20 protein-coding genes and 1 pseudogene are annotated in these 23351 nt (G+C 61.8%); 4 read left to right on the top strand and 17 right to left on the bottom strand.

Annotation, left to right across the window (positions count from 1 at the left end):
* Positions 1 to 19: 19 nt before the first annotated feature.
* From smc to HB676_RS11760, 5 genes are all read right to left on the bottom strand, one after another.
* The gene (gene smc, locus HB676_RS11780; protein ID WP_213737966.1) at positions 20 to 3484 is read right to left on the bottom strand and encodes a chromosome segregation protein SMC; all 3465 of its coding nucleotides are present in this window, start codon (positions 3482 to 3484) and stop codon (positions 20 to 22) included.
* Between the two features lie 325 nt (positions 3485 to 3809).
* Entirely contained in the window at positions 3810 to 4466 is a 657-nt protein-coding gene (locus HB676_RS11775; RefSeq protein WP_213738245.1) for a DsbA family protein, read from the bottom strand.
* A 138-nt stretch (positions 4467 to 4604) separates the two neighbouring features.
* A complete protein-coding gene (locus HB676_RS11770; protein WP_213737965.1) occupies positions 4605 to 5084 on the bottom strand; it encodes a DciA family protein in 480 nt (159 codons plus the stop codon).
* A gap of 37 nt (positions 5085 to 5121) precedes the next feature.
* Positions 5122 to 5442, bottom strand: a complete 321-nt coding sequence (locus tag HB676_RS11765) for a HigA family addiction module antitoxin (protein ID WP_213737964.1) — start codon at positions 5440 to 5442, stop codon at positions 5122 to 5124.
* A complete protein-coding gene (locus tag HB676_RS11760; protein ID WP_346347333.1) occupies positions 5414 to 5722 on the bottom strand; it encodes a type II toxin-antitoxin system RelE/ParE family toxin in 309 nt (102 codons plus the stop codon). Before HB676_RS11760 ends, HB676_RS11765 begins: the two co-directional genes overlap by 29 nt.
* On the opposite strand from HB676_RS11760, the gene mutY reads away from it, so the two are divergent.
* On the top strand, positions 5713 to 6810 hold the full coding sequence (mutY, locus tag HB676_RS11755; protein ID WP_213737962.1) for an A/G-specific adenine glycosylase: 1098 nt from the start codon (positions 5713 to 5715) through the stop codon (positions 6808 to 6810). The two genes, HB676_RS11760 and mutY, sit on opposite strands and share 10 nt — an antisense overlap.
* A 32-nt stretch (positions 6811 to 6842) precedes the next feature.
* Here the strand turns inward: mutY and HB676_RS11750 are convergent, their stop codons facing one another.
* The 8 genes from HB676_RS11750 to HB676_RS11715 form a co-directional block, all read right to left on the bottom strand.
* Positions 6843 to 7292 (bottom strand): Rid family hydrolase, encoded by a 450-nt coding sequence (locus HB676_RS11750; protein WP_213737961.1) that lies wholly within the window; start codon positions 7290 to 7292, stop codon positions 6843 to 6845.
* A gap of 13 nt (positions 7293 to 7305) precedes the next feature.
* Positions 7306 to 7938, bottom strand: a complete 633-nt coding sequence (locus tag HB676_RS11745; RefSeq protein ID WP_249780197.1) for a cupin domain-containing protein — start codon at positions 7936 to 7938, stop codon at positions 7306 to 7308.
* A gap of 238 nt (positions 7939 to 8176) precedes the next feature.
* Positions 8177 to 9106 carry an urea carboxylase-associated family protein gene (locus HB676_RS11740; RefSeq protein ID WP_213737960.1) on the bottom strand — a complete coding sequence of 310 codons (930 nt, stop codon included), beginning with the start codon at positions 9104 to 9106 and terminating at the stop codon, positions 8177 to 8179.
* Positions 9103 to 9264 carry a ribbon-helix-helix protein, CopG family gene (locus tag HB676_RS11735; protein WP_213737959.1) on the bottom strand — a complete coding sequence of 54 codons (162 nt, stop codon included), beginning with the start codon at positions 9262 to 9264 and terminating at the stop codon, positions 9103 to 9105. The genes HB676_RS11740 and HB676_RS11735 overlap by 4 nt, the downstream gene beginning before the upstream one ends.
* Positions 9265 to 9363: 99 nt before the next feature.
* A complete protein-coding gene (locus HB676_RS11730) occupies positions 9364 to 10356 on the bottom strand; it encodes a substrate-binding domain-containing protein (RefSeq protein ID WP_213737958.1) in 993 nt (330 codons plus the stop codon).
* Positions 10357 to 10393: 37 nt separating this feature from the next.
* Positions 10394 to 11407, bottom strand: coding sequence for an ABC transporter permease (locus HB676_RS11725; protein WP_213737957.1), 1014 nt, complete (start codon positions 11405 to 11407; stop codon positions 10394 to 10396).
* Positions 11404 to 12978: a sugar ABC transporter ATP-binding protein gene (locus tag HB676_RS11720; RefSeq protein ID WP_213737956.1), complete on the bottom strand. Its 1575-nt coding sequence runs from the start codon at positions 12976 to 12978 to the stop codon at positions 11404 to 11406. Before HB676_RS11720 ends, HB676_RS11725 begins: the two co-directional genes overlap by 4 nt.
* A 2-nt stretch (positions 12979 to 12980) precedes the next feature.
* Positions 12981 to 13457, bottom strand: coding sequence for a RidA family protein (locus tag HB676_RS11715; protein WP_213737955.1), 477 nt, complete (start codon positions 13455 to 13457; stop codon positions 12981 to 12983).
* A gap of 126 nt (positions 13458 to 13583) precedes the next feature.
* On the opposite strand from HB676_RS11715, the pseudogene HB676_RS33825 reads away from it, so the two are divergent.
* A pseudogene (locus tag HB676_RS33825) lies at positions 13584 to 13739 on the top strand (A/G-specific adenine glycosylase); the annotation flags it as partial.
* Positions 13740 to 14062: 323 nt separating this feature from the next.
* Here the strand turns inward: HB676_RS33825 and HB676_RS11710 are convergent.
* From HB676_RS11710 to HB676_RS11700, 3 genes are all read right to left on the bottom strand, one after another.
* A complete protein-coding gene (locus HB676_RS11710) occupies positions 14063 to 15283 on the bottom strand; it encodes an efflux RND transporter periplasmic adaptor subunit (protein WP_213737954.1) in 1221 nt (406 codons plus the stop codon).
* Positions 15284 to 15295: 12 nt separating this feature from the next.
* Positions 15296 to 18469: an efflux RND transporter permease subunit gene (locus tag HB676_RS11705; RefSeq protein WP_213737953.1), complete on the bottom strand. Its 3174-nt coding sequence runs from the start codon at positions 18467 to 18469 to the stop codon at positions 15296 to 15298.
* A 300-nt stretch (positions 18470 to 18769) separates the two neighbouring features.
* Positions 18770 to 20059, bottom strand: a complete 1290-nt coding sequence (locus HB676_RS11700; RefSeq protein WP_213737952.1) for a flavin-dependent oxidoreductase — start codon at positions 20057 to 20059, stop codon at positions 18770 to 18772.
* Between the two features lie 255 nt (positions 20060 to 20314).
* Here HB676_RS11700 and HB676_RS11695 point away from each other — a divergent pair, with 255 nt between their 5' ends.
* Complete coding sequence (locus tag HB676_RS11695) at positions 20315 to 21214, top strand: hypothetical protein (RefSeq protein ID WP_213737951.1); 900 nt, start codon at positions 20315 to 20317, stop codon at positions 21212 to 21214.
* 121 nt (positions 21215 to 21335) lie between these two features.
* Here HB676_RS11695 and HB676_RS11690 read toward each other — a convergent pair whose 3' ends face one another.
* A complete protein-coding gene (locus tag HB676_RS11690) occupies positions 21336 to 22262 on the bottom strand; it encodes an SMP-30/gluconolactonase/LRE family protein (protein WP_213737950.1) in 927 nt (308 codons plus the stop codon).
* A 346-nt stretch (positions 22263 to 22608) separates the two neighbouring features.
* Between HB676_RS11690 and HB676_RS11685 the strand changes: the two genes are divergently transcribed.
* On the top strand, positions 22609 to 23343 hold the full coding sequence (locus HB676_RS11685; RefSeq protein WP_213738243.1) for an outer membrane beta-barrel protein: 735 nt from the start codon (positions 22609 to 22611) through the stop codon (positions 23341 to 23343).
* Positions 23344 to 23351 lie beyond the last annotated feature (8 nt).

Raw genomic sequence — 23351 nt, 5'->3', positions numbered from 1 at the left:
GAGAGGGGAAGTAAGGAGATCACGCCACGTGCTGGTCAAGAATCTTCACGGCCTCATCGAGCGCGACCGAGACCAGTTGCGAGACGCCGCGCTCGGCCATGGTGACGCCGAACAGCCGGTTCATCCGCGCCATTGTGATCGGATTATGCGTGATGATGATGAAGCGCGTTTCGGTGGTCGAGGTCATTTCATGCAGCAGGTTGCAGAACCGCTCCACGTTATGATCGTCGAGCGGTGCGTCGACTTCGTCCAGCACGCAGATTGGCGACGGGTTGGTGAGGAACACCGCGAAGATCAGCGACAGCGCGGTCAGCGCCTGCTCGCCGCCTGACAACAGCGACAGCGTCTGCGGCTTCTTGCCGGGGGGCTTGGCGATGATTTCGAGCCCGGCCTCGAGCGGATCGTCGCTCTCGATCAGATGCAGCGCGGCTTCGCCGCCGCCGAACAGTTCGACGAACATCCGCTTGAAATGATTGTTGACCATCTCGAACGAGGTCAACAGCCGCTCGCGCGCTTCGCGGTTGAGGCTCTGGATGCCCTGGCGCAGCCGCTTGATGGCCTCGACCAGATCGTCGCGCTCGGTGGTCAGCCCGGTATGCTGGGTCTCGACCTCGCGCAGTTCTTCCTCGGCGCGCAGATTGACGGCGCCGAGGCGCTCGCGATCGCGGCGCATCTTTTCGAGATTCTCTTCGATTTCCGCCAGCGGCGGCAACTCGGCGCCGGGTTCGATCTCGGCGATCCCTGCCACGGCGTGCGGTTCGATTTCCAGCATGTCGTGGATTTCGCGCTCGATATCGATCAGCCGGCGCTTGGTGCCGTCCATGCGTTCTTCGGCGCGGGCGCAGGCTTCGCGTGCGCCCGAAAGCGCCTCCAGCGATATCTTGGCGTCGCGATCGGTCTCCGCCATCGCGCTTTCGGCCGCGGCCAGCGCATCGGCGGCGACACGGCGGCCGGTTTCGGCGGCTTCGATCTCGCTGATCAGCGCGCGGCGCTTTTCCGCGAACAGAGCCGGCGCGTTGTCGAGTTCGGCGCGTTCGGCCGTAACCTCGGTGACGCGGGCTTCGATGGTCGAGATCTGCGAGGCCGCGCTCTGCTTGCGGTCGTTCCACTGGCTGCGTTCCGACGTGATCGCCTGCAACCGGCGATCGGCCAGTTCAGCCTCGCGCGCCAGCGCCTGGGCTTCCGCCCGCACCTGCGCGGCGAGGCGGCGATGACCCTCGATATCGGTGCGAACCATGGAGAGCCGGGATTCGGCCTCCAGGCTCGGCGGCAGTTCGGCCAAAGCGGCGGTGGCGCTCTCATGCGCCCCTTCGGCTTCGGCGCGGTCGGCGGCGAGGCGCGTATGCGCTTCGGTCAGCGCCGATTTGCGCGCCGCATGGCGGTTGATCTCGCGCTCGGTCGCGGCATGACGTTCGCGCGCGGCATCGGCCTCGCGCTGGGCGGCACGCCACGCGTCGCGTGCGGAGGTTTCAGCGGCGGACGCCGCCTTGAGTTCGGCTTCGGCGGTCTCAAGCGCCTGACGCTTGATTGAAGCCTCGATGCGGGCCTGTTCCAGTTCGTTTTCGATATCGACCAGCCGGGCGCGCTCGGCCAGACGCCGGGCCGCGCCGGTCGGCGCATGCGCGGCGGCGACAAAACCGTCCCAGCGCCAGACGTCGCCTTCCAGCGACACCAGCCGCTGGCCGGTCTTGAGCTGCGAGACCAGTTCTGCGCCGCGCTCCTTGGCGACGACGCCGATTTGGGCGAGACGCCGCGCCAGTTCCGGGGGCGCTTCGACATGGGCTGCGAGGGCTTCGACACCCTCCGGCAGTGCGGGATCGCCCTCGGTGACGCCCGAATTGGTCCAGCGCATCGGGGCCGAGGGATCGACGGGCGCATCGAGATCGTCGCCGAGGGCTGCGCCGATCGCCTTCTCATAGCCCTTGGAAACCGTGACGCCGTCGATGATCGGCGGCCACAGATTCTTGGTCTCGCTGTTGACGAGCTTGGAGATCGTGCGGGCTTCGGTCTCAAGCCGTTGCACGCGTTTATCAGCTTCGTTCAGCGGCGCGCGGGCGGCCTCAAGCTTTTGCCGGGCCGAGACATGGCCGGCTTCGCTGGCCTGCGAGGCGGCTTCGGATTGCGCGAGATTTTCCTGCGCGGATTCCATGGCGCCGGCCAAGGTCGCGAGATCGCCATGACCGCTGGTTTCCTGCGCCAGCTTCGACTCTTCGCTCTGGACGTTGGCAATTTCCTGATCGAGCCGCGCCAGCCGATCGCGATGGGTGCGCACGCTGGCTTCGAGTTGGTTGCGCTTGGCGGTGAGGTCGGCGAGTTCGGTGGTCAGTTCGGAGAACATCCGCTCGGCGGCCGCCAGCGTCGCCTCGGCCTCCGACACGCGCTCATCGACGCCGCTGCGCTTCTCGACGCGCGACTTGATCTCTTCCTTCAGCTCTGTGTCTTCGATATCGAGCCGCTGCAGCGCGACCTCGGCGTCGGCGCTCTGTTGCTGTTCGCGGGCAACGTCGGCTGAAAACTGCGTCAGCCGGCGATCGAGCTCGGCAACGCGCTCCTTGGCGCGCGCTTCCTCGCGGTCGAGCGTTTCGCGCGCGTTGGTAAGGCGCTGCAGCCCGGCCGCGGCACGGGCTTCGCTCTCGCGCAGCGCCGGCAGTTCGGAAGCACGGATCGCCTGGATGCGTGCGGCCTCTGCCTGCTCGCGGGTGCGCTCGGCCATTTCGCGGACGCTGAGGTCGTGAACCTGCGCAGATTCCGCGACGTCGGCATGGGCGCCGACCCAGCGCAGATGGAACAGCATCGCCTCGGCCTTGCGCACTTTAGCCGCGACTTCGCGGAAGCGGATCGCCTGCCGCGCTTGCTTCTTCAACCCGTCGATCTGTCCGGCCAATTGCCCGATCACGTCCTCGACGCGGGTGAGGTTGGTTTCGGCGGCCTTGAGGCGCAGTTCCGCCTCGTGGCGGCGGGCATGAAGTCCCGCAACACCGGCGGCGTCTTCCAGCACCCGGCGACGCTGCTCAGGCTTGGCCTGAATGATTTCGCCGATCTTGCCCTGGTGGACCAATGCGGGCGATCGCGCACCGGTGGCGGCATCGGCGAACAGGATCTGCACATCGCGGGCACGCACGTCGCGGCCGTTGATGCGATAGACCGAGCCGGCCTCGCGCTCGATGCGGCGCGAGATTTCCAGAATCTCGCGGTCGTTCATTGCGGCCGGCGCAGAGCGATCGGAATTGTCGATCGTCATCACCACTTCGGCGTGGTTGCGCGACGGACGATTGCCGGAGCCGGCGAAGATTACGGCGTCCATGTCGGCGGCGCGCAATGATTTGTGCGAGGTCTCGCCCATCGCCCAGCGCAGCGCCTCGACCAGATTCGATTTTCCACAGCCGTTCGGCCCGACCACCCCGGTGAGACCGGGTTCGATCACGAAGTCGGTGGGCTCAACGAAGGACTTGAAACCGTGAAGACGAAGGCGTGTGAGTTTCATGGACACGATGCTCTGTTGGCAAGGCGCGAATCTCCCTGCCGGGACAATACCATAGAAGGCAATGTCGGTGTGTGGGCGAGTCGCTCCTCGCGGCTCTCATGGCGTCGACAATGGCGAGGCCCGGGCCTTTGGGCAACTGCGGCGAAGGGCTTTTCCCAAGGCTTTTTAGAGACTTTTATTGAGGTTTTTACAGAGGTTATCCACAGATGTCGCTATGGCGAACACCGCGGACCCATAATAACCGACGCCAGCATAATTTCGGCGAAGCGCGCTCACGCTGCTGTCCCGGCCCTGGCCAGGACAGCGATAATTCGACCGGGGCCGCTCAGCTCTTGAGCAGCGCCTTGATCCGCTTGTCGAATTCCTCGAACGAGGTTTCGCCCTTGATCATCTCGCCATTGAGGAAAAAGGTCGGCGTCGAATTGACCTTCAGCACCTCGTTGGCGAATTTCTGGTCGGCGACGATCTTGTCGAGCAGCGTCTGATCTTTCAGGCAGTCATCGACAGCCTGCTGGCTCAAGCCGGCCTGCTTGCCGATCCGGGTCAGGGTTTCGGTGGTGTTCTTCATCACCCAGTCGCCTTGCTGCTTGAACAGCATGTCGGTGACCGCGAAGTATTTTCCGGCGTCGTCCTTGGCGATGCAGCGCGACAGCATCGAGCCGGCGGCGGCCTTGATGTCGAGCGGGAATTCGCGGAACACGTAGCGGATCTTGCCGGTATCGATATAGGTCGACTTGATCTTCGGGAACACGTCGGCGTTGAACGCCGCGCAATGCGGACAGGTCATCGACGCGAATTCGGTGATCGTGATCGGGGCGTCGGCGGGGCCAAGCGCCATGTCCGGCAGCGAGACCGGCTTGGCGACATCGGCCGCACTTTGCGCCATCGCCTCGGTGATCAGGCGCAGCGGCGAGAAACCGGCAAGCAGGCTAAGTCCGGTCAGCGACAGGGCGGCGGTGAAGGCGCGGCGCGTGATGATCAAGGTCTGCTCCTGAATTGGCGCGTTCACGCCCGAAAAGCCCAAGGGAGATATTGCCAATAACGGTTGTAATGCAGTTGGCTAACTTGAAACCTCAATTGTGGCAATGGCAGGCCACGGCCGCCGAGCCTGTAGATAGGCTCAATTTCGCTTGATCGAGGCGCCAAGCCGGGCCAGCGCGGCCCGCAACTCCTCGTCCTCGATCGAGGTCAGGGTTTTTGCCACCTCTGCCACGGCTTTGGCGTCGGGTGCGGCAGGCGCTTTCGGCGTTTTCCGGCGCGCCAGCGGCGCCTGGCGCAGCGCCAGCCGGCCGACCGCGTTCCACCCGAAGAAGCGGTTGACGCGCTGCAGGATCACATCGGAACCGTGCTGGATTTCCAGCGCCATCGGGCCGTCCACCCGCAGCACCAGCGTGGCCGGTTCCTGCGGCTGCCCCTCCACCGGCCGCGGCCACTGGATCTTCAATGGCTCGGCATGCACGGCGATTTCGGGGCCGGCGATTTCCGTCCAGCGTGTGACCAGTTCACGGGCCGCAAATCCCTGCCGGGCATAGGCGTCGGAAAACACGTCGCTGAGCAGGACGGAAAGCGGCTTGGCGCTGATCGGACCGGGTTTGGGCATGATGGCTTATAGCATCGGTCGTTGCCCGGAGACATGCCTATGCGGCGCGCGGCCGGATGGTTTTGAGATCGCGGTCGATCTCGCGGCGCCGTTGCATCAGATCAAAGTCCATTTGCAGCCCGAGAAAGAACCCCTCCGACATACCGAAATAGCGGGCGAGCCGCAGGTCGGTATCGGCCGTGACATCCCGTTTGCCGAGCACGATTTCGTTGATACGGCGCGGCGCGACATGGACCGCCCGCGCCAATGCGTTCTGGCTGAGGCCCATCGGTTTAAGGAACTCTTCAAGCAGGATTTCGCCGGGATGCGGGTTCTGGAGTTGCCCACTTCTAGACGTGATAGTCGACGATTTCGACATGCGACGGTCCTCCCTCATCCCAGATAAAGCAGATGCGCCATTGGTCATTGATCCGGATCGAATGCTGCCCCTGACGATCCGCGCGGAGGGCCTCAAGACGATTGCCGGGCGGGACACGAAGATCTCCCAGCGTCCGGACCAGATCAATTCTGCTTCGGAATCGGCAAAGCCCCGGATCATGGCTGACCATAACGCGGCGCGTTATGGGTTGCAATCCCGCGGGACATCTGGATCGCTGGCCATTGTCCAATTCTGAACCTAAAATGAGTCGTGGCCTCATCCTCAGCAAACAAGAAACAGAAGCCGGTTGTTATCGAAGCCGCCGCCCGTCCGGCGCTGCTGCTCGACTGGTATGACCGGCATCGACGCCGGCTGCCGTGGCGGCCGCTACAGGGCGATCGCGCCGATCCCTATGCGGTCTGGCTGTCGGAAATCATGCTGCAGCAGACCGGCGTCAAGACCGTCGGGCCCTATTTCGAGAAGTTCATGGCGCGCTGGCCGGACGTCGGGGCACTCGGCCGCGCGTCGCTCGACGATGTGCTGCGGATGTGGGCCGGGCTCGGCTATTATTCGCGCGCGCGTAATCTGCACGCCTGCGCCGTCGCAGTGCTGCGCGATCACGGCGGCGTCTTTCCGGACACCGAGAAAGGCCTGCGCACGCTGCCGGGAATCGGGCCGTATACCGCGGCGGCGATTGCTGCGATTGCGTTCGACCGCCGGACCATGCCGGTCGATGGCAATATCGAGCGCGTGGTGTCGCGGCTATTCGCGGTCGAGGAATCGTTGCCGCAGGCCAAGCCGCTGATCCAGCAATTGGCGGCGACTTTGTTGGGGCCATCACGCGCCGGGGATAGTGCTCAGGCGCTGATGGATCTGGGTTCCTCGATCTGCACGCCGAAGAAGCCGGCCTGTGCGCTCTGTCCTCTGAACGACGGCTGCGCCGCGCGTATCCGCGGCGATCAGGAAGCCTTTCCGCGCAAGGCGCCGAAGAAATCAGGCGAGTTGCGTTGCGGCGCGGCGTTCGTGGTGACGCGTGGCCACGAGCTTTTGGTTCGCAGCCGTCCCGAAAAAGGCCTGCTTGGCGGCATGACGGAAGTGCCTAATTCTAGCTGGCTGGCCGCGCAGGAAGACGAGGCAGCCCTGCAGCAGGCGCCTGAATTGAAAGGCGTCACGCGCTGGCACCGCAAGGCGGGTGTTGTGACTCACGTCTTTACACATTTTCCGCTGCAGCTTGTGATCTACACCGCGAACGTGCCCGCCCGTACCCGCGCCCCGGAGGGAATGCGCTGGGTGCCGATTGCGACGCTTGCGGATGAAGCGTTGCCGAACGTCATGCGCAAAGCGATCGCGCATGGGCTTGGTGACTGAACTCGGACCTTCGTCCGCGTCTGTATGGAGTCTTAACCGCCGGTCACGGCGTACAGGTCGATCTCGATCAGAAAATCAGGATGCGATAGGCGCGTCACGCCGACAAGGGTGCTCGGCGGTGGGCGATCCGGGTGCCATGGAAATGTCATCGTCGGATCGGTCTGGATTTTGATAAATGCATCCATGTCGAGTACGTAAAGGCGGCGAAAAACCACATCGTCCCAGGTCGCGCCGGCCGCTTTTAACTGGATCGTCAGCGCCTCCATGACGCGACCGTACTGGCCGCGCAGGTCGCCGACGAACATCGGCTTGTAGTTTTCGTCCGACGCCGTTTGCCCCGCAATAAAGATCATCTTGCTGGGGCCCGCGACGGTGACGACGCGGCTGTAGGCCGGATGCTTGAACAGCTCCGGCGGGTGAATGAATTGTTTGTCCAACGTCGTCCTCTCCTTCAGTCCGTTGCATAGATCGAGAGCCGGCAAGCTGTCCAGCGGCCTAGAATGTCGGGGGCGTGTTCAGCCAGAGAATGCGCGCGATCTTCTTGCGGTTATTGGTGTAGGAATGCGGCCTTTCCGACCGGAAATAGAAGCTGTCCCCGGGGCGCAACTGATATTTTTTCTCGTCGACGATCAGTTCGATCTCGCCATCCAGAACATATCCGAACTCTTCGCCTTCGTGCGAAATGACACCTTCGCTGCCGCTGCCCGGTTCGATATCGTTGATGTAGCCCGAAAGCAGATTTCCCCGGCGGCTCGGTATCAGTGCCTCAAGTCTGTGCCCCTTGCCTTGTCCGGCCTGGACCGTCGGACGTTCGCCTTGACGGAGCACGACGCTTGAATCTGCGTCGCCGCCCTCCTGAAACAATCCCGATACGGGCATTTCGAGCGCCAGTGCGACGCGGTGCATCGTCTTGATGGACGGGTTGGCGCTGCCGTTCTCGATCCGGGACAAAAGCGATTCCGAACACTCGGCAAGATCGGCGAGTTTTTTCAGCGTCAGCCCCTTGAGCAAACGCGTATGCCGCATTTTGAGGCCGACGCGGCTCTCGAGGGCCTGCATTGGCTTGGAGGCCGATTTGGGCAGTGGCCCGGACACCGGCTTGGATTTCTTCTGTACTGCGGCGGTCATTCCTTGCTTCCCATAAACGGCGCATGGCAGGCGGACGGCTCACGCACGAATCGTATCGGCGCCATCGCGAGCCGTCCTTGCCGCTTCTATAGGTTGAATCCGCCTCGATGCACACATCAGCGGACTCACATATCCCAACGAACTTTGATGTCAGCGTCGCTGCACTTTTCCGTTTGCGCAGCCGCGACGCCCGTTTCCGCCACCGTTCCCGGCGAAGCTGGTCTTTGCATCCGTTTCACTACTTCGGGACGTGCTTGGGGCCGCGCATGAACTCGCCGATCCACCATGTAAAGAACACATACCGCAGTACATCGGCATCGGTGTTGCCATACTTACCGGTTTTGACGAGTTCGGAGAGCAAGCCCATCTCTTCGCCGCTTAGTTCAACCTCGAGATCGGCGATCTGAATCGGCACGTTGGTGAAGTCAGGCGTGTAGGCGCCATCCTTGTAAAGCTCGCGATCCGCCTTGATATTCTTGACCTTGAAATGAAGCGGGTTGCGCTGATTGCGCATTTTCGGTGGTTCGGTGACACGGGCCCAGTCCACTTCCGTACCTTCATAAACGCTCAGCTTCAGCGGCTTGAGCTCGAAATCGCTGGTCATCATGACGTCCGCGCCGCAGACATTGGGCACTGCAAGCACGTCGATCATCGCCAGTAGCTCGACATAGTCCCCCGGTCCCGCGGTGTTTTTCGCGATGAAGGGGTGGCCATCCTGACCGACACCGGTGTGCATGAAGAAATTGAACGAGTCGTGCACATCGTCCGGAGTCAACCCGTATTCGCGCTGCGCTTCGGCCTGGATATCGTGACAATTCGTGTGCACCGGCAGACCATACTGATACTCAAACAGAAATGCGCTGCAGCGCGGATAGAGAACGTCGTTGGTGCCGACTGTGTCCTCAATGATCGCCATCATCGGGCGCTCGCGCGGCGGCGCCGACCACAGGAAATCGCCCTTGGTCGGATGCAGGCCATGAAGATGGCGCGTCCGGCCGGTGTGGAAGAATTCCTTGTAGTCGTGCAGGTTGAAACAGTTGAAGTCAGCGCATTGCCGGCCGCTGGTTTGAGCAATCCGCAGAATCTGCCCGCGCCGCATTTCCAGCGCCTTGCCCGTTCCGGGCTGGATGATGTGCTCGTAAAGTAGTTTGCGATCGGACGATGTCATCTGTCTTTCTCTGGCTGCGGAAGGTTGGCTTTGGCGAATTCGTGCAAGGCACGGCGGACAAGATACTCGCGACTGTTGCTCTCACCGGCCCTGACCGTGTCGTCGATCAGCTCTAGTTGCTGTTGATTGAGACGTAGCTTGATCTTGGTCGTTGTCATGATGTTCACCCTGCGGACTGGCACTCCCGCGGCACGAACGGCGCGGGAGTGCGTGTGACGGCGTGCTACGGGGTCCTACCCTTTACGGGGTCCAACCCTTTACGGCGTCCAACCCTTGGGCGCCTGCATGCCGGTTTTGTCGATCGAGTTCAGGTTCGCCATGGTCACGGGCACCAGCGGCACTTCGATTTTCTTGACGGGGAGCGGCTTGCCCTTGACGAGCGCATCCATCATCTGGACGGCTGAGCGGCCGATCATCACGGGTTGCTGCGCCACGACGTAATCCGCGCAGCCGGCCCGCATCATTTCTTCGGCGGCCTCGCCCAGAACCGCGAACAGCACTTTCACCTTGCCGCATTTTTGCGCGCCTTGTGCCGCGCGCGCCGCACCGACGCCGTATGTATCATCGGCGCCATACAGCATATCAACCTGCGGAAACCGCTGCAGGAAGTCGCTGGCCAGCGACAGCGCAATGGCGGGGTCCTGTTCGCTGGTCTGTTCGGCGACGATCTTGATATTGCCGCCGGCCATATCCTCCTTGAAGCAACGAAGGCGATCGGAGGCCCAGAACGCGCCAGCGGGTCCGGCGAGCACAGCGATGGTGCCGCCGTTCGGCAGCAGGATCTTGGCCCCCTTGGCAAGTTCGTGACCAATGTTGCAGTGACTTGACGACGCGGCCGCGTCGGCTTCGACATCGCTCGCCACGATCGGGCTGCCGGCGCCGATCACCGGAATTTTCTCGGCTTTCGCCTCTCTCGCCGCTCCGTTGAAGGAGGCCGGATTGGCCGGGTCGATCAGGATGGCCGCGACTTTCTGCACGACAAGATTGGAGAACTGGCTGACCTGCTTGTCGACGTTGGCGTATCCGCCGGCATCCTGGATGGTGACGTCGTAGCCGAGTTTCTTCGCCTCGTCCGAAATCCCGTAGAGCACGGGCGTGAACCAGGGACCCTTGATGTTGGGCATCGACACGCCGATCTTCTCGGCGGCGGAGGCCGGATTTGCGGCCAGGAGGGCCAGCAAGCCTGCGGCGGCCAATACCGCCAGACGGGTTTTGGGAAGCAAGCTCTCGGAAAGTAAGCGGGACTGCATGTGAGTTCTCCTGTTTGCGTTCAATGTGAAGGATGCATCAACTTCGTTTGCCTAGTCGGGAGCCAATGAAGGTTTGATCGAGAGACACGGCGAGGATCAGCGCGCCGCCGATCACCATCATCTGCGTGTAAGACGGGACGTTCAGCAGGTTGAGACCATTCGAGAGGATGCTGATGAACAGCACACCGAAGGCGACACCGACCACCGAACCACGCCCGCCGAACAAGGAAACACCGCCGAGAACGACAGCCGCGACCGATTCCAGAGGAAGCGTCGCGCCGAGCGAAGGCTGTCCCGATGCGACACGCGCCGTCAGAATGAGAGAGCCGACCGAGGCGCAGACGCCGCTCAGGACGTAAGCCGCAACCTTGACCGAGCCAATGGCAATACCGGAAAGCCGCGCCGCTTCTTCATTGCCGCCGGTCGCGTAAATGCGCCGGCCCAATTTTGTATAGCGCAATACGACGATGCAGATGGCCAGCACCGCGAGGGCGATAACGACCGGAATCGGAATGCCGAAGACGCGCGCGTAAGCCAAACTGGAGAAGGCTTCCGGAACGCCTGTGACCGCCACGCCGCCGCTGAGGCTCAGCGCAAGGCCGGACACGATGGACATCATCGCCAGGGTTGCGATGAACGGAAAAACCTTGAAGCGTGTAATGACGATTCCGTTGACGAGGCCGACGGCAGCGCCGGCCCCGAGCGACGCGGCAAGCCCCGCCGCGACGCCATGGTCACGCATGACCAGTGCCCCGACGATGCTCACCAGAGCGACGGTCGCGCCGACGGAAAGATCCAGACCTGCCGTCAGGATTGCGAAGGTTTGACCAAAGGATACCGCAGCGAGCGCGGCCGCCGACACCCCGATATTCCTGAAATTCGACAGCGAAAGAAAAACGCCCGAATTGAATGAAAAGAAAATCGCCATCGCGATGACGATGACCGGCAGTCCGACCTCGCGCCCGTAACGCTGCAGGAACGCCACCGGCGTGGAGCGGCCATTATCCTGGCTGGGCGCGTCACTAGTTTTTTCGGAGATGCCGATGCTCATGGCGCGGTCACCGTAGGCGGAGTTGCCCGCGGCACCATGTGCCCCGCGAAAGCACCCGCCAGGATTCGCTTTTCGTCGAATTCGGCAAGCGAGAGTTCGTCGCGGATGCGGCCGTCTGACATCACGTAGATTCGGTGGCAGGTGCCCATAAGTTCAGGCAGTTCGGACGAGACGATGATGACGGCCGCGCCCTCCGCAGCCAGAAGATGAATAAGCCGGTAGATTTCGGCTTTCGCGCCGACGTCAATGCCGCGCGTCGGTTCGTCGAAGATCAGTATTTGTGCGCCGGTCAGGATCGATTTGCCAATCACCAGCTTTTGCTGATTGCCGCCCGAAGCCGTTCCCGCCGGGGCGTCGAGTTGCCCTTTGAATTGCAGCCGGGCGCCGATCGTCTCCGCTGTTTTGCGGATCGCTGAAGCCGAGACGAAGCCGGCGAAACACGATCGTTCGAGCGACGCCATGACGACGTTCTCGGAGCCCGACATCGAAAGCACGAGGCCTTGGTCTTTGCGGTCTTCCGGCAGATAGGCGATGCCTTGGGCAATCGCGTCTCGCGGATTGCGGATCGTGAGTGCATGGCCGTCCTTGCGGATCTCGCCCGACTCCAGCGCGTCGGCGCCAAAGATGGCCCGCATGACCTCCGTTCGGCCGGCGCCGACAAGTCCGGCGAAGCCGACCACCTCTCCCGCGCGCACGCTGAAATTGATGTCATCGAAGACACCGTGCCGGCAGAGGCCTGAAACGCTCAAGACCACCTCGCCGATTTTCTCGTTGCGGGACGGAAAAAGTTCAGAGATCGGACGCCCGACCATCAGGCCGATCAGCTCGGAAGTCCCGCCGATGGACGACGCATCCATCGTCGCGACGCGCTCCCCGCCGCGGAGCACGGTAACGCGATCGGCAATTTCCATGACTTCGTCGAGCCGGTGCGACACATAGAGAATACACGTGCCTTCGGCCCTCATCCGGACGATCAACCGGCGCAAGGCCGCCGCTTCGTTTTCCGACAAGGTCGCCGTCGGCTCGTCCATGACGATGACAGGGGCGCGCAGCACCAGCGCACGGGCAATTTCAATGAGCTGCCTCTGGGCCGTTGAGAGATTGCCGGCCAGTTCGGATGGCCGCATTTGAGACCCCACACCAAGGGAGCCCAGAACCTCGGCAGCCTTTTGCTCGGCTTTCGCCCGAGAATAAAACAGCGAGCCCGGCTCGTTGCCGAGGAAGATATTTTCCGCGACGCTCAGATCCGGCGCGATCATCAATTCCTGAAAGATCGTCACGATGCCGCGCTGTCGCGCGTCGCGTGGTCCATTGAAAACGACAGGTTCGCCGTCGATCGATATCGATCCACCATCAGGCCGAACGTCGCCCGACAGAATCCGGATCAACGTCGATTTGCCTGCGCCGTTTTCGCCGACGAGTGCATGGACCTCGCCTCGCCGAAGATCGAGTGAGACACCCCGCAGCGCACGCACGCCGGGATAGTCCTTTGCGAGATTATTGAGCGCGACGAGAGGGACGCCATCCGTGCTGCGGGCTGATTCTACCGGCACTGGCTGGCGGGAGGCCACTGCTAGCGCCGGTCACTGCGCGCGAGCGGAATGTGCGCGACCGCTTCAACCTCGAGCAACGTTTCGGGCGTTGGCAGCAATTCCGATACCTGGACCACCGTACTTGCCGGCGGCGATTCGAAGAACGTGGCGCGGATACGGTTGTAAATCGGAAAGTCGCGCAAGTTCCGGAAGAATTGCGTGAGCTTGACGACGTCGTTCAGCGTGCCGCCCGCCGCCTCAACCGTCAGCCGCAGGCTGTTCAATATCCACCACGACTGCGCAGCGATCGGGCCCTCCTTCAAGTCCGACGACATCTCGCCGATCTCGCCGGCCAGCTTGCGGGCCTCCAGGGGCAGATCCGAATAGCCCTTGATGATTTTCATCGTGGAGGGGTCCGCGGCGATAATGCCGGAGAAATAGACGACATCCCCGGCGCGTCGGAACGGCGCATAACGCGAAAGCGGCGCCGCAACGGTTCCGGAAGCGATATCCTTCATGCACAGCTCCTCCATCCGCCAACAGGCGCAGGATAAGAGATAATGCATGCCATGCAAGTTACTTTAATATGCAGCAACAGACTATAATTTGGTCAGCCGGGGTCGCTGCTTCGGCGCGGATACAGAACGCATTTTCCGCCGCCGCTCGTCGTCTACACCGCCGATGTTTGCGCCCACGCCGGCGCACCGGAGGGGATGCGCTGGGTGCCGATTGCAACACTCGGCGATGAAGCGCTGGCGAACGTCATGCGCAAGGCGATCGCGCATGGGCTGGGTAAGTAGCGCGCAAATCCATAAACGTTGAATTTTTATGGTTGAAAATGATCGCTGGCATTGGGTGTTCATCCCGCAGAGCAATATGCTTTGCTGCGGTGCATACCGGAACACCGGCGCAGTTTGAGCGTATAGTCCTCCCAACCAAGGCGGAGGAATGCCATGCCGCATCGCTTCCAGGGGCATCTTGCCCCCGAGACACTCAACCTGTTCGGGCTGATCGCCTTCATGGCGTTATTCGGAGCGGGAATTTTATACGTTGGCGCGTCTCTTCAGATACCGTAGAGAATCGCGCAGCTCCGCTTCCGAATTAGCTTATGGCCGCGATTGGCTCAATTCGCGGCGGTGACCTTTGGCTTCTCCGCGCCGGCGATGCGAACAACCGCGCCCGCTTCGATCGACTCCTGCGGATTGTCGATCAGTCTGTCGGTCAGGGACAGGCCGGATTGGATCTCGACATGATTGCCGAGATCGCGGCCCAGTCGCACCGGTTTCAGAACGACCTTGTTGTTGGCATCGACTGCGGCCACGCGCATTCCATTGTTGCCGAAAATCAGCGCCGTGGTTGGAATGCGCAGCGCGGCGGCGTCGGCGGGAATGTGGAATTGCACTTCCGTGAAAGCGCCGGGCCATAATTTCCCGTCCGGATTGTCTGCCTGCAGCTCCACGAGGGCAGTGCGAGACGTTTCCTCGACCGCATTCGAGGTCGACGTCAGCTCCGCCTCGAACGTCTGTTGCTGACCGGGAATATGCAGCGTCGCTTTGACGCCGGGCTTGATGTCGCCAAGGAACGCTTGCGGGACATTCACAAAAATGCGCATGCGATGAATGTCGGCGATCTGGTAGAGGGCTCTTCCCGATGTGCCGCCGGCATTGAGGAGGTCGCCGATATTGACGTTGCGCGCCGTGACGACGCCGTCGAACGGCGCCTTGATCTTTTCAAAACCGGTCAGTTCCTGGAGCCGGTTAACCTCAGCCGTCTGCGCTGTCACATTGGCTTTGGCAACCGCCAGGGCCGCGTTTCGCGAAGCCGAATTCAAGCGATCGGTGTCGCCCTGTTCCAGCGTCGACCATCCCTGCGCGACGAGCTTCACGGTTCGCGCGTTGGTCACCTGGCCGAGCTCGGCGTTCGCCTGCGCCTGCTCGACGGCGGCCTGCAATTGAACGAGCTGGGCTTTGGCCTGTTCGAGTTGCTGGTCGAGATCGGGCGCCGCAATGGTTACCAGCACGTCGCCTTTCTTGACGCGCGAGCCGATATCATTGTGCCAGGCCGTCACGTAGCCGCTGGCGCGGGGGAACAGCGAGTTGGTGTTGAAGGCACCGACGTTGCCCGGCAGAAGCAGCGACTGTTCCTGCGGACCGGGTTCAGCCTGAACGAGACGCACGGTCGGAACCGCTTGCTCGTCGGTCCAGGCCTTGACCTCCTGCTTGCTCTTGGCGCGATCGTGGATGCCGAACGCGGCCAGAGCGACGGCGCAGACTGCAACAAAGCCCAGCAAAAACAGGATCCGGCGTGGCCGGGCGGGGCGGCTGGCGGATGATTCCGAAGACATGAGGGCTCCAGTCTAGGCGTGGGAGGGCGAGGTGACCGCCTCGGGGAAACTTTTTTGGCGGCTGTGGGCGATGCTGAACAGCACCGGCACGAACACCAGTGTCGCGAAAGTAGCAAAAAGCAGGCCACCGATCACGGCGCGGCCGAGCGGCGAGTTCTGCCCGGGCTCGATCGCCATCGGCGCCATGCCGATGATCATCGCCAGCGCCGTCATGATGACAGGCCGAAACCGCGTCGCACCCGCTTCCAGCGCGGCGGCCAGGGCGTCCTTGCCCTCCGCAAGTTGCTCGCGCGCGAAACTGACGACCAGAATGCTGTTGGCCGTGGCGACCCCCATGCACATGATCGCGCCTGTGAGGGCGGGCACCGACAGGGTCGTGAAGGTCAGGAACAGCATCCAGACGATGCCGGCCAAAGCTGCCGGAAGCGCCATGATGATGACGAACGGATCGAGCCATGACTGAAAATTGACGACGATCAGCAGATAGATCAGGACGATCGACATCGCCAGGCCAACAAATAATTGCCGGTAAGCATCCGTCATCGTCCTGGCCTGGCCCCGGATCGTGACGGTCGATCCCTTGGGCAATTCGGCGCGGGAATCATCGACGATTTTCTGCACTTCCGCGGCAACGGCGCCAAGATCCTGGCCCTGTGTGGTCGCATAGATGTTGACGACGGGCCTGATGTCATAGCGCGAAACCAGCGCGTTGAGCGGCTCGGGCGAGAAGGTGGCGAGAGCTCCCAGCAATTGTGTCGATTGCGCCGCGGTCAATGGCAGGTTTTTGAGTTCGCCAAGCGTGTCGATGCCGTATTGCGGTGTCTGGACCGAAACCGGATAGGACACGCCATTGGTCGGATTCAGCCAGTAGGTCGGCGCCGTCTGCGTGCTGCCCGACAGCGTCGCCTGGATGCTGGTCGCGGCATCGCCTTCCGTCAATCCGACGACGCCGGCGAGTTCGCGATTGAAATCGACCTTCAACCCGGGGTTCTGGAACTGCTCCTGGATGCGCGCATCCGCGACACCGGGGACGTAGCGCATCTTGCCAAGCACCTTGTTGGCGAAGGCGCGGCTGGCAGCGAGATCGGCGCCGGCAATCTGGATATCGAGAGGGGCAGGGGAGCCGAAGTTGAGAATCTGGGTGACGATATCAGCGGGAAGGAACGCGAAAGTCGTGCCCGGAAAAGCCTCCGGCAGTTTTTCGCGCAGCGTCTTCACATACTCGTCCGTGGAGGTTTCACCTTCCTTCAGGCTGATCGATATGTCGGCGTCGAACACGCCGATCGTGCCGGAATTTCCATATGAAATATTGATGCCGCTGTTCGGCAGGCCAATGTTGTCGACGATGCCGGTGATCCGGTCGGGCGGTATCAGCGTTCGGATTTTCTGTTCGACCTGATCGGCCAAACGCGTCGTTTCCTCGATCCGCGTTCCTGTCGGCGCGCGCATGTGAATTCTGATCGCGCCGGCGTCGATCGAGGGGAAGAAATCCTGTCCGAGGAATGGCGCGAGGCCGATCGAGATCAGGGTTACGGCGAGGAAGCCGCCGGCGAACCACAAACGATGATGCAGCGCCAGTCCGAGCAAGCCCAGATAGCCTTGCCGCAATCGTTCGAAATAATGCTCGAAGCCGCGCTGGAAGCGGGCGAAGAAACCTTTTGGCGGTGCTGCGCCATCGTCCGAATGCGTCGAATGGACATGCTGGTTGCGCAGCAGAAAATGCGCCATCGTCGGCACCAGCGTGTAGGTCAGAATGTAGGAGGCGATCATCGCGAAGACGACCGCCATCGCCAGCGGCCGGAACAGATAGCCGGCGACCCCGCCCAATGACAGCAGCGGCACGAACGCGATGCAGATGCAAAACAGCGCGATCGTCGCCGGGGCCATGATCTCCTGCGCGCCGTGGGTAATGGCGGTCAGGATGTCTTCGCCCTTTTCCTCCATGTGACGGTTGATGTTTTCGATCGTGACCGTCGCATCGTCGACCAGAATACCGACCGCGAGCGCGAGGCCGCCGAGCGTCATCACGTTGATGGTCTGGCCAAGCGCCGAAAGCGCAATCAGCGAACACAGCACGGCCAGCGGGATCGAAACGGTGATGATGAAGGTCGAGCGCCAGCTGCCGAGAAACACCAGGATCATGAAGCCGGTCAGCGCGGCGGCGATAATGCCTTCCCGAACGACGGCCGTGACGGACTCTTTAACGAAGCTTGACTGATCGGCGACATAAGCGAGGTTGACCCCTTCCGGAAGCGTCGCCTGAATGGCCGGCAGGCGCGCCTTGACGCTGGCGATGATGTCCAGGGTGGAGGCGGAGCCGATCTTCAGCACCGACATCAGCACGCCCTTGCGGCCGTCCGAGCGCACGACATTGGTTTGCGGCGGCGAACCGTTGTGGACATGCGCGACATCGCGGATGAAGACGACGACGCCGTTGACCACCTTGATCGGCAGATTGTTGAAATCCTCAATGACTTTCGGCGAATCGTTGAGGTCGATCGTGTACTCGTAGGAACCTATTTTCTGGGTGCCGACCGGTGTGATCAGGTTCTGCCGGGCGAGGGCACTGCCGACGTCGGCGGCCGACAGGCCGTGGGCGCGCAGCGCGTTCTGGTTGAGGTCGATCTGGATCTGCCGGGGCGCGCCGCCATAGGCGCTCGGCAACTGGGCGCCTGGGATCGTCGCCAGCGCCGGCCTGATGAAATTCGTGGCAAGATCGTTGAGCGCCGTCTGGGATAGGGTGTCGCTCGACAGCGCCAGCTGGATGATCGGGACGCTTCCGGCGTCGTAAACCAGCAGGAACGGCGGGGTGATGCCGGCAGGAAGTTGCTTCAGGACGGTCTGAGAGATCGATGTGACCTGGGCCTGGGCGGCGCTGATATTGACCGTCGGCTGAAAGAACACCTTGACGACGCCGTAGCCGGCAAGCGACTGCGACTCGATATGCTCGATGTCATTGACGGTGGTCGACAGCGACCGTTCGTAGATCGCGACGATGCGGTTGGCCATATCGTCCGGCGGTAACCCGGTATAGTTCCAGATGACCGAGATGACCGGGATGTTGATGCTTGGGAAAATGTCGGTCGGCGTACCAAGGATTGAGCGGACGCCGAAAATCGTGATCAGGATCGCCATCACGACGAACGTGTAGGGACGCGCAAGAGCTAACCGAACGATCGCACTCATCAACCAGGGCCCTGAATCTAGAGACTGCGCCGTCCGACGCTGACGACGATACGCACCGTCTGGTGCGGCCGCCGCAGCGGGTAGAGCAGTACGAACTGGCCCTCGATTGTCACGTCCACCCCAGCTTCCCTTGAGAGAGGATATTTTTGGGCAGACTGCGGACCAATAAAATGAGCGTCAAGTTACCATTGGGTCATGTGTCGCAATTTTCACCGAAATAGACTTCGGAGCGGGCTGAAAACATTAAATTAGAATTCATTCAGTTGAATTGATGCGCGCGAATGACCCCGTGACCAGGCGTTAACCCTCGCCTGTGCGCTGGCCCGGCGCCGGCATGCTGACGATCGGCGGCTTGGCATTGAGGCCCTCGACCTGGAAGCCGGCGACGCGTTTGTAGTTGGCGGCGATGGTGTGCAGTTCCTCAACCGAAAGTACATCGGTGACGACATTGTAACCTTCGGGCGCGCGCTCCTCGACCATCTGCATGACCTGCTCCGGGCCGTTGCGCCGGTTGAGCATCACGAGATCAGTCGTCGCGGGGCGGCGCTCGGCCTCATAGGCAGAGAGCGCCGCGTTGGTTGCGCCATGCGCGAGAATCTCGCGGGTCAGCACGCGGGCGTCGAGAATGGCCTGCGACGCGCCGTTGGAGCCGATCGGGTACATCGGATGCGCAGCGTCGCCCATCAACGTGGTCCGCCCGAACGTCCATTGCGCGATCGGATCGCGGTCGACCAGCGGATATTCGTAGGCGTGCGGGCAATCGCGGATCAAGCCGGGCACATCGAGCCAGTCGAAGCGCCAATCCTTGAACCATGGCAGGAATTCGTCGAGGTTGGCGGCGCGGTTGTAATCCTCACGGCGCCACTGATAGGTCGGCGGCATGTGCCGCTCGGCAACCCAGTTGATCAGGAATTTGCCGTCGCTGTCGGGCTGTTTTGAAATCGGATAGCAGACGAATTTCAGGATCTCGTGGCCGGCCATGATCATGGTGCGGCCCGACAGAAAGGCATCCGACGCAGTGATGCCGCGCCACAGGATGCGCCCGTTCCATAACGGCGGGCCTTCCTGCGGATAGAGCTTTTCGCGGATCGCCGAATGTATGCCGTCGGCCGCGATCAACAGCGCGCCGTCATGATGGCCCCTGGATTGGCCGGTCGCCTTGTCGATGAAGTCAGCACGAACGCCATCGGGAGTTTCGGTCCAGTCGCGCAGATGATGGCTGGTGAGGATATTTTCCCGGCCGAGGCGCTCGGTCACGGCATCGAGCAGGATCTGCTGCAGCGTGCCGCGATGGATCGAGAATTGCGGCCATTTATATCCGGCCTCGATACCGCGCGGTTCGCGCCAGATCGGCTTACCGTGCTTGGAAAAATACGCCAGCTCGCTGGTGCGCACGCCGGATGCATCGAGCCGGTCGAGCAGCCCGAGTTCGATCAATTCGCGCACCGCATGCGGCAGCACATTGATGCCGACGCCGAGCGGTTTCAGCTCGGCCACGCTCTCGAAAATCCGGCAGGGCACGCCGATCTGATGCAGGCTGAGCGCCAGCGTCAGTCCACCGATGCCGCCGCCCGCGATGAGAACCGTCATGTCACGCTCCTGTTACCGGGGCGTCATGACATGCCAGGCAGCGAGGGGGCAACTGCGAAGGGACTGCAAAAAGGGGGGCATCATGGTTCGGATCGCGCGCGCGTTATATAATCGCAAACCCAACGCTTGCGTTTCGGTACGCGCTACCGTTTAAATGTTCGATACCGGCAGCGCAAAATGAACTGAGCCCAAGAGCTATTCCGGAATCCAACTCCGGTATCCAATTCCGGCGGGCCGCAAGGGAGAGATAAAAAAATGTCATTCAAAGAGCACGCAAAAACAAGTCTTTCTTCGGCCGCCTTGTCGCTTGCCGCGCTATTGGTCTGTTCTGTGGTGCAGGCAGCCGAACCCAAGCTGGTCGTCATCACCGAACCGAAGTCGCAGCCGGAGAGCTTTACGCAAGCGCCGGACGGTTCATTGATCATCGGCAGCGCCAGCAAGCCCGTGATCTACCGCGCCGCCAAGGGCGCGACCGAGCCGAAAATCTTCATCGACGTCAGCGCCGCCGAAGGCGCCGTCACCTTTCTCGGTGTGCTGGCCGATGGCCCGACCAACACGCTATGGGCCTGCCAGATCATCGGCACCGGCAAGAACCGCCATTCGATCCTGCGCAGTTTTGATCTGACCAGCGCGGCGCCGAAACTGCGTTGGCCGCTCCCGGGCGATATCAATCTGTGCAACGATTTCGTGGTCGGGCCGGACAAGGCGCTCTATGTCAGCGATACCTTCGGCAGCCGGATTTTCCGTCTCAAGCCGGGCGCTTCGGAGCCCGAATTGCTGATCGAGGATCGTACGCTCGACGGCATTGACGGCATTACCTTTCTGGGCAGCGAGCTCTACGTCAACAATGTGATCTCCAATAATCTGTACCGGATTCCGCTGGATGCGACCGGCAAGGCCGGCGCGCCGGTGCAGATCTGGCCCGATCGTCCGATCAAGGGACCAGACGGCATGCGCGCCGCCAACGGCAAACTCTATCTGACCGAGAACCGGAACGGCCGCGCCGACGCCGTGACCGTCAATGGCGATCAGGCGACCGTCGTCACCATTCTCGACGGCCTGACCCAGCCGACGGCGATCGAGCCGGCCGGCGATATTCTGTGGGTCGGCGACCGCGCCACCGACAAGGCGATCGCTCTGCCGATGCCGAAGTAGGCGGTTGTCGATCGCAGGTGGCTTAATAATGTAGCCCGCATGAGCGCAGCGATATGCGGGTTCTGAAACCCGGATGTCGCTTCGCTCATCCGGGCTACCCAGTACGTATGGATCGCGCCCATCAACCCAGCTTGGAACCGGTCACCGTCAGGTAGATCGAATAGAGCGACGTCGTTCCGCAAATGAACAGGCGGTTGAGCTTGCTGCCGCCGAACGCGACGTTCCCGACCATTTCGGGAATCAGGATTTTGCCGATCATTGTGCCGTCGGGATCATAGCAATGGACCCCCTCGGCGCTGCTGGTCCAGATCCGGCCATTCCGGTCGATACGAAAACCGTCATAAAGACCCGCGGTGGATTTTGCGAAGATCTCGCCGCCTGACAGTTTGGCGCCGTCGACCGTGAAGCGGCGAATATGCTGCGGACCGTTCTCCTTGTGCGTCGAGCCGGTGTCGGCGACATAGAGATATTTCTCGTCGGGCGAGAAGGCGATGCCGTTCGGGCGAAGCATGTCGGTGACGACGGCGGTGACCGCGCCGGATTTGGCGTCGACGCGGTAGACGTGGCAGCCCTCGATCTCCTGATTTGCCTGATCCCCTTCATAATCGGTGTCGATGCCGTAAGCGGGGTCGGTGAACCAGATCGAATCGTCCGATTTCACCACGACGTCGTTGGGTGAATTCAACCGCTTGCCGTTCCATTTGTCCGCGACGACGGAGATCGAGCCGTCGATCTCGGTGCGGGTCACGCGGCGCGTGAGATGCTCGCACGTGACCAGCCGTCCCTGATTGTCGACGGTATTGCCGTTGGAATTGTTGGCGCGCTCGCGGAACACCGAGACTTCGCCCGAGGGTTCGACAAACCGCATCATGCGATTGTTCGGAATGTCCGACCAGACAAGATAGCGGCCCGCCGCGAACCAGGCCGGGCCTTCAGCCCAGCGCGCACCCGTCCACAAACGCTCGACGCGCACATGACCCGCGAAACAATTCTTGAAGCGCGGATCGAGAACCACGATCTCGGTTCCCTCGACTTGACCATACCACATCAGAATCTCTGCCTTTCCAATATCGCCTCGGGCTTGTCCGCGTCTGCGCGCGTGAATTCAAGCAGGCCGCTTTCATGTATTCGATCATAGCCAAACGCGCCGTTCGAATCCTGCATTGCAGCAACAGTTGGAAATAAAAAAGAGGGCGGGATCACGAACACTCAACTTGTCGAACGGCATGCTCCGTTGGTAACTACCGGGACGGTCAAGGTTGTGGCTTTTATGCAACTCTCGGCCGAAAACATACGTAATCACAAGCGTGGGCGTGAACTTTCCACATTGTTCAACCATTACGCTCTCGACTGAAACAAGGCTTCATTGCCCCTGGGGGAAAACGATGCGTCACATCAGGACCAAGCTTCTTCTCACCTCTGCCATCCTCTCGTTCGGCCTGATCAATGTGGCCTCGGCCGCGGATCTTCCCGCTCGCGCCCCTGCCTATTCAAAGGCGCCGGCGATCGTTGACGTCGCCTACGACTGGAGTGGTTTCTACATCGGTATCAACGGCGGCGGCGCGACCAGCCGCTTCGACTGGAATGCGGACGGCTTCGGCGACGAAGGCAGCCACAACGCGACGGGCGGTACGTTCGGCGGTCAGGTCGGCTATCGCTGGCAGATGTCTTCCGTCGTCTTCGGCCTGGAAGCGCAGGGCAACTGGTCTGATTTCAAGGGCAGCAGCACCAGTGTCTTGTTTGCCGGTCAGACCAACACCAGCAAGATCGACAGCTTCGGCCTGTTCACCGGCCAGATCGGTTATGCCTGGGACCGCGTCTTGGTCTACGTGAAGGGCGGCGCCGCCGTCACCGATAACCATTACACGGCGAACTCGACGCTGCCGCCGCTGATCGGTTTCGATGCGACCAGCGAAACCCGCTGGGGTGCAACGGTTGGTGTCGGCGTCGAATACGCCTTCGCTCAGAATTGGTCGGTCGGCTTCGAATACGATCACCTCTTCATGGGCAACCCGGACGTCAATTCGTCCACCGGCTTCCTGATCGCCGACCATATCAAGGAAGATGTCGATCTCTTCACCGCGCGCGTGAACTACAAGTTCGGCGGACCGGTGGTCGCCCGCTACTGAGTTCATCC

It is taken from the genome of Bradyrhizobium sp. dw_411 (assembly GCF_018449695.1).
Classification (GTDB): Bacteria; Pseudomonadota; Alphaproteobacteria; order Rhizobiales; family Xanthobacteraceae; genus Bradyrhizobium.
This window is presented reverse-complemented; position numbering and strand designations above follow the sequence as displayed.